8 protein-coding genes are annotated in these 9,177 nt (G+C 73.4%); 5 read left to right on the top strand and 3 right to left on the bottom strand.

All coding sequences use genetic code 11. From position 1 onward, the window contains the following. Positions 1-536: 536 nt before the first annotated feature. Positions 537-2,981, bottom strand: coding sequence for a polysaccharide lyase 8 family protein (locus EAO70_RS04795; protein WP_148001755.1), 2,445 nt, complete (start codon positions 2,979-2,981; stop codon positions 537-539). A 209-nt stretch (positions 2,982-3,190) separates the two neighbouring features. Here EAO70_RS04795 and EAO70_RS04790 point away from each other — a divergent pair, with 209 nt between their 5' ends. Beyond that, a complete protein-coding gene (locus EAO70_RS04790) occupies positions 3,191-4,258 on the top strand; it encodes a LacI family DNA-binding transcriptional regulator (protein WP_148001754.1) in 1,068 nt (355 codons plus the stop codon). Between the two features lie 27 nt (positions 4,259-4,285). Here the strand turns inward: EAO70_RS04790 and EAO70_RS04785 are convergent, their stop codons facing one another. Continuing rightward, positions 4,286-4,759 carry an ArsI/CadI family heavy metal resistance metalloenzyme gene (locus EAO70_RS04785; protein ID WP_148001753.1) on the bottom strand — a complete coding sequence of 158 codons (474 nt, stop codon included), beginning with the start codon at positions 4,757-4,759 and terminating at the stop codon, positions 4,286-4,288. A gap of 86 nt (positions 4,760-4,845) precedes the next feature. On the opposite strand from EAO70_RS04785, the gene EAO70_RS04780 reads away from it, so the two are divergent. From EAO70_RS04780 to EAO70_RS04765, 4 genes are read left to right on the top strand one after another with little or no spacing between them, the layout of a single operon-like run. Further along, complete coding sequence (locus tag EAO70_RS04780; protein ID WP_148001752.1) at positions 4,846-5,232, top strand: ArsR/SmtB family transcription factor; 387 nt, start codon at positions 4,846-4,848, stop codon at positions 5,230-5,232. Continuing rightward, positions 5,229-6,005, top strand: coding sequence for an aquaporin (locus EAO70_RS04775; protein WP_148001751.1), 777 nt, complete (start codon positions 5,229-5,231; stop codon positions 6,003-6,005). The genes EAO70_RS04780 and EAO70_RS04775 overlap by 4 nt, the downstream gene beginning before the upstream one ends. Next, positions 6,002-6,421, top strand: a complete 420-nt coding sequence (locus EAO70_RS04770; protein WP_148001750.1) for an arsenate reductase ArsC — start codon at positions 6,002-6,004, stop codon at positions 6,419-6,421. The genes EAO70_RS04775 and EAO70_RS04770 overlap by 4 nt, the downstream gene beginning before the upstream one ends. A 32-nt stretch (positions 6,422-6,453) precedes the next feature. Continuing rightward, a complete protein-coding gene (locus EAO70_RS04765; RefSeq protein ID WP_148001749.1) occupies positions 6,454-6,933 on the top strand; it encodes a GNAT family N-acetyltransferase in 480 nt (159 codons plus the stop codon). A gap of 22 nt (positions 6,934-6,955) precedes the next feature. Here EAO70_RS04765 and EAO70_RS04760 read toward each other — a convergent pair whose 3' ends face one another. Next, positions 6,956-9,040: a SpoIIE family protein phosphatase gene (locus tag EAO70_RS04760; protein ID WP_148001748.1), complete on the bottom strand. Its 2,085-nt coding sequence runs from the start codon at positions 9,038-9,040 to the stop codon at positions 6,956-6,958. Between the last annotated feature and the right edge of the window lie 137 nt (positions 9,041-9,177).

Below are 9,177 nucleotides of genomic sequence, written 5' to 3'. Positions count from 1 at the left end.
GCCGGGAAGGGCCCCCGCCCTCCCCGCGCATGACGTGCCGGTGTTGCTGCGTTCCGTGGACACGGGTCATGCGGGCGACCGGGGATGCGCGCGCCGGTCGTCCGCTGGCACGTGATCGAAAGATCATCGTTTGTCGCCTGGTGTCCGAGCTGTGAAGCATGGTCAATCTAGAGCATCGCGGCCGGTCTGAAGAGGGGATGTATGGAAAATGTGCTGAACCTTTGAAGGCGGAATCATCCGCCTTGGGCGGCCCGTCCCGGCGTCGTCGGCGGCGCCGGGACCGCTGACCTGTGACAACGCGGTTACTCCCGGCATCCGGCGGCTCCGGTTCCGGTGCGTTCCGGAGGTGTCGGGCGGGTCATGCTTGGCTTGTTCTTTAGCATTCGACCAACTGCCCCCGCATGCCCCCCTGTTGGGATCGCACGCCCCCCGCCAGCAGGTTTCGTCCGACGTCGGCCCGGGTGACGTCCCCGCGCACGGGTGAGCGAAGGCGGCCGCCCGGCCGGGACCGGACGGCATCCTTTCTCCTCCCCGGGTCAGCCGAGGCGGACGGTGATCCGCTGGGGCGCGCCGGCCAGTCCCGTGAGGTCGCCGAGGACGAGCCTCAGTGACGAGCCGGTGGTGGCCGCGGTGACCGACGCGGGACGGGAGAGCACCCGGCTGACCCTGCGGTGCCAGACGAGTTCCAGGCCGGTGGCCTGCCGGGCGGGGTCCGAGACGACGAGGGTCGCCGTGCCGTTGCGGTGCTCTCGTACGAGTACGGAGGCGGGGGCACTGACCCGGAGCCGCTCGACGGTGCCCGCGCTCCAGAAGTTCACCGCCGTGAGCCCGAGCCTCGGGACGTGAACGCCTTGCCGAGCACCGGAGTTGGCGAGGATCCGCAGCCGCCCCCGGTCGCGCGCGGCGCGGGCGGTGGCGTGCGCACTCGCGCCCGGCAGCAGGACGTAGGCGTAGGCGCCGCCGGTCGGGTCCACGCCGTGGTCGGTGAAGAGGGTCAGATAGCGGCGGGTGACGGGGTCGGGGGAGCCGCCGGTGTTGATGTCCCGCCAGGAGCCGGTGCGTTCCTCGCGTAGCGCGCCGAGCCGGGCCCCGCCGGGGAAGACGTAGCCCGCCTGTCCGGCGATGTGCGCCCAGGAGGCCCCGGCGAAGGTGCCCGTCCAGCCCTGGGCGACCGGCTGGGTCCGGCCGTCGACCGTGAGCGCGGGGGCGCCGGTCGTGCCGAGGGCGCGGTTGTCGAAGGTGGTCTCGACGGCGTGGCCGTCCGCGGCGGTGATCCCGGCGCCGAGGCAGACGACCGAGTCGTCGAGGCAGAACCAGGACTTCTTGGCGTCCAGGGTGCTGGAGAGCCCCTTCAGGTGCTGGCCGACGGCGGCGAACTCGCCGTCGGTGGTGCCGCCGACCCAGGCCGCGTCCGGCATGGGCTGGCCCCAGTTGCCGCCCTCGCCGTCGGCGAGCGGCTTGCGGGAGGCGGTGATGCCGGGCAGGCGGTAGGGATCGACGGTGGGCCAGTACGCGTCGGAGTACTGTTCGAGGCCGAAGTCGTCGCCCCACCAGGAGAGCCAGCCGGCGCCGGTGTGGTAGCCGCGGGCGTGCTCGCCGTTGCCGAACTCGTAGTGGGCGATGCGGTTCGAGGCCATGGAGAGGGAGGCCGCCCAGCCGCGGCGCCGGTGGGTGGCCCGGGCCATCTGGGGGAACAGCCGGTGCTCGACCGGCTCGGGAGCGGCCCGCACGGACGGGTCGTCCTGGAGCCCCTGGAGCAGCGAGGCCCTGACCAGACTCAGGCCGGGGTCGGCGAGCGCCGGGTAGTGGTAGTCGCGCCGCAGCCAGCCCTTGACCATCGCCCGCCACCGGGCGTTCTCCTCGGCGCTCGCCCCCTGGCCGACCAGCAGGATGGTCGCCATCAGCCCGTGGGCGCGCTGGTGGTCGCTGGTGCCCATGCGGCTGATGCCCCGGCTGCTGACGTTGTCCATCATCAGGCCGTTGTAGAGGAACGGGGCGACGGCCTTCTCGATCGTGTCGAGGAAGAGCTGCGTGCCCGGCCCCGTCACCGCCCAGCTCGATCCGCGCAGCAGGGCGAGCAGCCGGCCCACGCCGTCGTGCAGGACGGCGCCGTAGCCCCCGATGTAAGGGACGTTGCGGTGCTGGACGAAGGAGCCGTCGGCGTAGAAACCGTCGCCGGAGGTGACATAGGGGAAGACCGGCTCCAGGGCCCGGGACGCGAGCGAGATCTTCGCCGGATCCCTGCCGACGATTCCGCGCAGGACGACCCCGCGGCACAGGTCGACGCGGTTGGCCCCGGTGGACGTCCCGGTGTACGAGGCGAAGACCGAGTCCGGTACGAACGCGTCCACGGCCCGGCAGTAGGCGGCGATCCGCTCCGCCGACAGGTCGTCGTACATCAGCACGCAGGTGTCCATCAGCGCCTGCGGGGCGCCGATCTGCCAGTTGTACCAGTTGCCGTAGCGCGTGGTGCGCTCGTGGTAGACCTCGGCGTTCAGGTGGTCGAGGCCGGTGAGGACGGCGTCCCGGAGCCCGGCGTCCCCGGTCAGTCCGGTGCCCGGCTGGGAGTACGCCTCCGCCATGGTCCGCAGCCGGGTGTAGGCCTCGTTCATCGTCGCGGAGAAGGCGTAGGACTCGGCGTCGACATCAGGGTCCGGATCGGCCCAGGAGCGGCCCGGCCACAGGGAGCCGCTCGCCGGCGCCATGGTCGCCCGGTACTCGGCGGCGGTCGCGCCGAGGGCGGCGAGGATGCCGCGGAACGGCTCCGCGGTGGGGCTGAAGCCCGTACCGAGGATGAGGTCGCGCCACCGGCCGCGCAGGGTGTCGAACTCCGCGTCGGACGCGGTGCCGAGGGCGTCGGGGGCGGGGGACGGGCCGGCCGCGGCCAGGGCGGGGTGTGCCGGGGCCCCGGCGAGTCCGAGGGCGAGCGCGCCCCCGCCGGCGGCGTGCAGGAAGGTGCGGCGAGGCCAGGGAGAGGGCATGGGGACGACCTTTACGGGAGGAGCGCCTCGTTGCCTCGGCGCTGTCGCTGGCTCGTGGGCGTGGGGTTTCTAGCACGCAGAAAACCAAGAGAGCAACGCTTTGGACAGAAACCGCCATCAGGTGTCCGTTCGATCAGAAACCGACTGAGGTGACCTCGCGATGGCTACACTCCCTCCCGACCTGGCCGTCGTACGAGGGGAGCGGGGAAGTGCACGCGGAACACAGGCATCAGGCGATCCTGCGCAGACTGCGCGAGGAGGGATCGCTCCGGGTCAGCGACTTCGCCGCCGAACTCGGCGTCTCGCCGGTGACCGTCCGCCGGGACGTGGAGGTGCTCGCCGACCGCGGCCTGGTCGCCCGGGTGCACGGCGGGGCGATGCTGCCCGAGGCCTGGGCCGAGACCGCGGCCACCGCCGACGCGGTCCCCGCCCTGCCGGGCCGCGGCCGGGAGCGTGTCATCGGCCTGGTCGTCCCCTCCGCCGACTACTACTACCCCGAGGTGATCAAGGGCGCCCGCGAGGCCGCGGCGGCCCGCAACGCCCGGCTGGTGCTCGACATCTCCGGATACGACGCGGCCGAGGAACGCGCCCAGGTCGAAAGCATGATCGGCGACGGCGTCGACGGGCTGCTCGTCGTCCCGACCGGGCCCCGCGGCTGGTACGAGCACCTCCCCGTACCCGTCGTGATCGTCGAACGCCGCCCGGAGTCGGACGAGACGGCCGGCATCGACCACGTCGTCTCCGACCACGTGCACGGGGCCCGCCTGGCGGTGCGCCACCTCGCGGAGGCGGGCCGCACCCGCCTCGCCCTCCTCGTCCGGGGCACCAGTCCGACCGCGCGGTGGATCGTCGAGGGATTCGACGCCGGAGTCCGTGCGGCCGGACTCGACGCCCCCCTCCCGGTGTCCGTCCTGGACACCGGCGACGCCGGCCCCGGGAGCCCGGAGTACGACGACCCGGTCGAGGAACTCCTGGACGCCGTGGCGGCCGGCCGGGTCGACGCCGTCGTCGCCCACCCCGACAACCACGCGCTCGCCCTGCTCCGCAGGCTGCGGGCGCGCTCCGTCCAGGTCCCCGGAGACGTCGCGATCGTGGCCTACGACGACGAGGTGGCCGGCCTCGCCGACGTCCCGCTGACCGCCGTCGCCCCGGCGAAGCACGAAGTCGGCGCGTCGGCGGTGGAGTTGCTGATCCGCAGAATCGACCAGCCGGACGCACCCCGGCACCGCCTGTTCGTCCTGCCCCGACTACGCGTACGGGCGTCGAKCGGGGGCTGAGGAGGGGAAGGGGGTGAGCGGCGCCGTTCAGTTGCCGCAGGCGCAGCCCGCAGCCGCCGGCGTGGCCGCGGTGCTCTCCTCCTGGCCGGAGCAGCAGGCGTCACCGCCGGCGACGGCGCTCTTGCCCAGCCGGTCGGCGTCGGCCTTCACGACGTAGACCTCCCACGGCTCCTTGCCGGGGCCCGTGACCCACACCTTGTCCTGGAGGGCGTAGCAGCAGGAGGTGTCGTTCTCCTCGAAGGTCGCCAGCCCCGCGTCCTTCAGCCGGGTCGTGGCGGCGTCGACCTCCTCGGTGGAGGCGACTTCGACGCCGAGGTGGTCCAGGCGGGTGTCCTCGCCGGTCTCGCCCTCGATGAGGACGAGCTTGAGCGGCGGCTCGGTGAGGGCGAAGTTGGCGTAGCCCTCGCGGAGCTTGGACGGCTCGGCGCCGAACAGCTTGGAGTAGAAGGCGATCGAGGCTTCGAGGTCGGCCACGCGCAGGGCGAGCTGGACACGGGACATGGCGGTCTCCCAACGAATGTGCTGTTTCGACGTCTGTCGATACAGCCGACCTTGCCACCGGGATCTATGGCTGTCAATATTGAGGAATGTCGAAACAAGCTGTTCTGCCGGTGCTCGGGCAGGACGACGAAGCGGCGGCGTGCTGCGCACCGATGGTCCGCGAGCCGCTCGGTGAGGACGCGGCGGTCGAGTTGTCGCGGATGTTCAAGGCGTTGTCGGATCCGATCCGGCTGCGGCTGCTGTCGCTGATCGCCTCCCACGAGGGCGGCGAGGCGTGCGTGTGCGACCTCATCGGTCCGTTCGACGTCTCCCAGCCGACCATCTCCCACCACCTGAAGGTGCTGCGCGAGGCGGGGCTGGTCGGCTCGGAGCGACGCGGGACGTGGGTGTACTACTGGGTGCTCCCCGAGGCGCTGGCGAAGCTGTCCTCCCTGCTGGAGATCCCCGGCGCATCCGCGAAGGCGCCGGCGTGAGCACGCCCGCGCCGCTGCTGCGGCGGGCGGTGGCCGAGGGGCTGGGGACGGCCGCGCTGGTCGCCGTGGTGGTCGGCTCCGGGATCCAGGCCGCCGAACTGACCCACGACGCAGGGACGCGGCTGCTTGCCAACTCGCTGGCCACCGTCTTCGGGCTCGGCGTGCTCATCGCCCTCCTGGGCCCGGTGTCCGGGGCGCACTTCAACCCGGCGGTCACCCTGGCCGCCTGGTTCACCGGCCGCCGCACCGGCGACGGCCCGGCCCTGCGCGACGTCGTCGCGTATCTGCCCGCGCAAGTCGCCGGGGCGGTCGGCGGCGCCGTGCTGGCCGACGCCATGTTCGGCAAGCCCCTGGTGGCCTTCTCCACCCACGAGCGGTGGGCCGGGCACCTCTGGCTCGCGGAGGTCGTGGCCACCGCGGGGCTGGTCTGGCTCATCCTCGGGCTGGCCCGGGCCGGCCGCGCGCACCTGGCGCCGCCGCTGGTCGCCGCCTACATCGGTGCGGCGTACTGGTTCACCTCCTCCACCTCCTTCGCCAACCCGGCCGTCACGATCGGCCGGGCGTTCACGGACACCTTCGCCGGCATCGCCCCCACCTCCGTCCTGCCCTTCCTCGCCGCGCAGCTCGTCGGTGCCGCTTCCGGTCTCGGCCTGGTCGTCGTCTGCTTCGGCCGCCCGGCCGCCGAGGACCAGGACGAGGTCGTCGTCCCCCACACCGGGCAGCGGCCGGCCGAGCCCGCCCGTTCCACCGAAGAAGGCGCACTGGTCCCATGAACACCCTCCCCGTCCCGTCCGTGCTGTTCGTCTGCGTGCACAACGCCGGCCGGTCCCAGATGGCCGCCGCCTTCCTCACCCGACTCGGCGGCAACCGGGTCCAGGTCCGCTCGGCCGGCTCCGTCCCCGCCGACACGGTGAACCCGGCCGCCGTGGATGCCCTGGCCGAGGTCGGCATCGACATCTCCGCCGAGACCCCCAAGGTCCTCACCGCGGAGGCGGTGCAGGCCTCGGACGTGGTGATCACCATGGGCTGCGGCGACACCTGCCCCTACTTCCCCGGCAAGCGGTACCTGGACTGGCAGCTGGAGGACCCCGCAGGACAGGGCGTCGCTGCGGTCCGGCCGATCCGCGACGAGATCGAGCGGCGCGTCCGCGGCCTGCTCGCCGAACTCGGCATCGAGCCCGAGGCGTGACGGCCCCCGGCACCGGCCTGCGCATCGCGCCCATGGGGCCCCAGCATGCCGAGCAGGTCCTGGCCATCTACCAGCTCGGCATCGACGACGGCAACGCCACCTTCGAGACCACCGCCCCGACCTGGGAGGCGTTCGACAGGGCCAAGCTGCCCGACCACCGCCTGGTCGCGATCGACGGCACCCGGGTGCTGGGGTGGGCCACCGTGGTGCCGGTCTCCGACCGGTGCGCGTACGCCGGCGTCGTCGAGCACTCCGTCTACGTCCACCCCGACGCCCGCGGCCGCGGGGTGGGCCTGGCCCTGCTGACCGCCCTGCTCGCCTCCACCGACGCCGCCGGCATCTGGACGGTGCAGTCCGGCGTCTTCCCGGAGAACACCGCCAGCCTCGCCCTGCACCAGCGCGCCGGGTTCCGTGTCATCGGCACCCGTGAACGCATCGGCCGCCACCACGGGGCATGGCGCGACGTCGTCCTCGTCGAGCGCCGCAGCCCCCTCGTGAACGACGAGGCGTGACGGCCACCACGGACGGTCGTTCTCAGGAACGACCGGTTGAACGGCGGATCCGGGCCAGCACGATCACCGCGTCGTCGGTGGGCGCGTCGGGCAGCAGGCGGGTCAGCACGTCGTCCGCCGCCGTCTCCAGGGAGCCGTCCGCCGCTGCCAGCCGGTCCCGCAGCGCCGCCACCCCCCGGTCGATGTCCACGCCGCGGGCCTCGACCAGCCCGTCCGTGTACAGCGCGAGGACGTCCCCGTCGCGGAGCTCGACCTCGGTCGTGCGGAACGGCACCCCGCCGACGCCCAGCGGTACGCCCAGCACCTCGTCGACCGACTCGACCGTGCCGTCCGCCCTGCGGAGCAGCGGCGGCAGATGGCCGGCGTTCGCCACGCGGGCCAGGCCCGTCGCGGGGTCGTAGCGGATGTAGAGACAGGTGGCGTAGGCGATGCCGGCGTCGTGGGCGCAGGCGTCGAGCTCCGCCAGGAGGCTGTCGGGTTCGAGATTCTGCCGGGCCAGCGCCTTGGTGGTGATGCGCAGCCGCCCCATCGCCGCCGCCGCGGGCACGCCGTGGCCCATCACGTCGCCGACCACCAGGGCCACGCGACCGCCGGGCAGGTCGAGGACGTCGTACCAGTCACCGCCGACCTCGGTGACCCGGCTGCCCGGCAGGTAGCGGTGGGCGACCCGCACGGCCGGACTGCTCGCCAGCGCGGTGGGCAGCAGCGCGCGCTGGAGGGTGAGCGCGATGTCCTGGACCTGGCTGTAGAGCCGCGCGTTGTCCAGGCACAGCGCCGCCCGCGAGGCGAGCTCGCCCGCCAGGCTGAGGTCCTCCCCGGTGAAGTCGGGCCGGTCGCCGGAGCGGCCGAACATCGTGATGCCCTGCACGGTGCCCCGGGCGATCAGCGGGGCGATGAGCAGCGAGGTCAGACCGCTCTCGACGAGGAGCCGGGCGCGGGAGCGGTGGAGGACCGTACGGGCCAGGAAGTCGTCGTTCACGGGGACGCAGACGGGCCGGCCCGTCGCGAGCGCGCGGTGGATCGCCGAGCCCGGCGGATACGTCACCAGTTCCAGGCCGCCGACGAGCTCGGCGCCGGGCGGCGGCAGGCCGGTGGCGGCCGCGATCCGACGGGTGACCAGCACCGACTCCAGGTCGAGGACCTCGTGCTCGTCCTTCCACTCCACGACCTCCACCACGGAGGCGTCGCAGAACTCCGGGACGACCGTGTCGACCACTTCGCCGGCCGTGACGTGCACGTCGAGCGTGGTGCCGATGCCCGCCGCCGCCCGGTCGAGGAGCGCCAGTCGCTGCCGCCCGGCCGCCGCCTCCACGAGGGCCTGCTCGCGGTCGGTGACGTCGACCAGGAGTCCGCCCACACCGGGCAGGGAGCCCACGGCCCGGCTCAGCGGGAAGAAGCTCACGGAGCGCACCTGCTCCAGGTCGGGACGGCCCGGGGTACGCAGCACGACCGGCGTGCTCACGACGGTCCGGCCCTCCTCGGCGACGGACCGGAGCAGCCGCTCGAACGCGCCCCCGTCGGACGTGACCATGAACTCCGCCATGGTCCGGCCGATGTGGTCCTCGATGGGGGCGCCGTCCATGTCCGCCAGGGCCTGGTTGAGGTGGACGTACCGCAGGTTCTCGTCGAGCATCACGAGGCCGATGGGGCAGGTCGCGAACAGCGCGTCGAGGAAGGCGAGGTTGGTCTTCACCCGGTCGAGGCCGGCGCTCTCGCTCGCCAGGCCCAGGATGACGGAGCGGCCCCCGGCGCCGGTCACCGGGAAGACCCGGAACCCGCAGTCGAAGACCCTGCCGTCCCGGTGCAGCGTCGGCACCCGCGCCCGCCAGTACCCCAGGGTGCGGCCGCGCTCCGCGAGGCGCTCCGCCGCACCGGCCCCGTCCAGGGGCGCGGCCGGGAAGAGGACGGACGCCGGACGGGCCAGCACGTCCTCGGCGCCGTGGCCGAAGAGCCGCTGCGCCCCGGGTCCCCAGTAGCAGATCCGGCCGTCCTCGTCGATGCCGAGCACGGCCACGGCCACCTGTTCCAGCAGCGTCCCGGGCTCCGACCGGAGTGGTCCGGGCGGCGGGTCGTCTCCCGGCGGACCCTCCGGTCGCGGCGAGGACACGGGGCCCCCTTTCCGGGCGCCGACGGACGGCGAGCGCGCTGCTCACCGGGGGAGCCGGGCGTCCACGTCAATTCTGCCCGCGCGCGCCGGATCGGACATCACGGAGGCTCGCGAGGGCTTGCACCGGCCCGCCCCCC

This window comes from Streptomyces sp. adm13(2018) (genome assembly GCF_008042145.1).
In the GTDB taxonomy this organism is placed as follows: Bacteria; Actinomycetota; Actinomycetes; order Streptomycetales; family Streptomycetaceae; genus Streptomyces.
Note: the sequence above shows the minus strand (reverse complement) of the source record. Positions and strands in the feature narration are given on the sequence as shown.

Coding starts and splice junctions, on each gene's coding strand:
- EAO70_RS04795 (WP_148001755.1), bottom strand. CDS start 2,981: ATGCCCTCTCCCTGGCCTCGCCGCACCTTCCTGCACGCCGCCGGCGGG.
- EAO70_RS04770 (WP_148001750.1), top strand. CDS start 6,002: ATGAACACCCTCCCCGTCCCGTCCGTGCTGTTCGTCTGCGTGCACAAC.
- EAO70_RS04765 (WP_148001749.1), top strand. CDS start 6,454: ATGGGGCCCCAGCATGCCGAGCAGGTCCTGGCCATCTACCAGCTCGGC.
- EAO70_RS04780 (WP_148001752.1), top strand. CDS start 4,846: ATGTCGAAACAAGCTGTTCTGCCGGTGCTCGGGCAGGACGACGAAGCG.
- EAO70_RS04785 (WP_148001753.1), bottom strand. CDS start 4,759: ATGTCCCGTGTCCAGCTCGCCCTGCGCGTGGCCGACCTCGAAGCCTCG.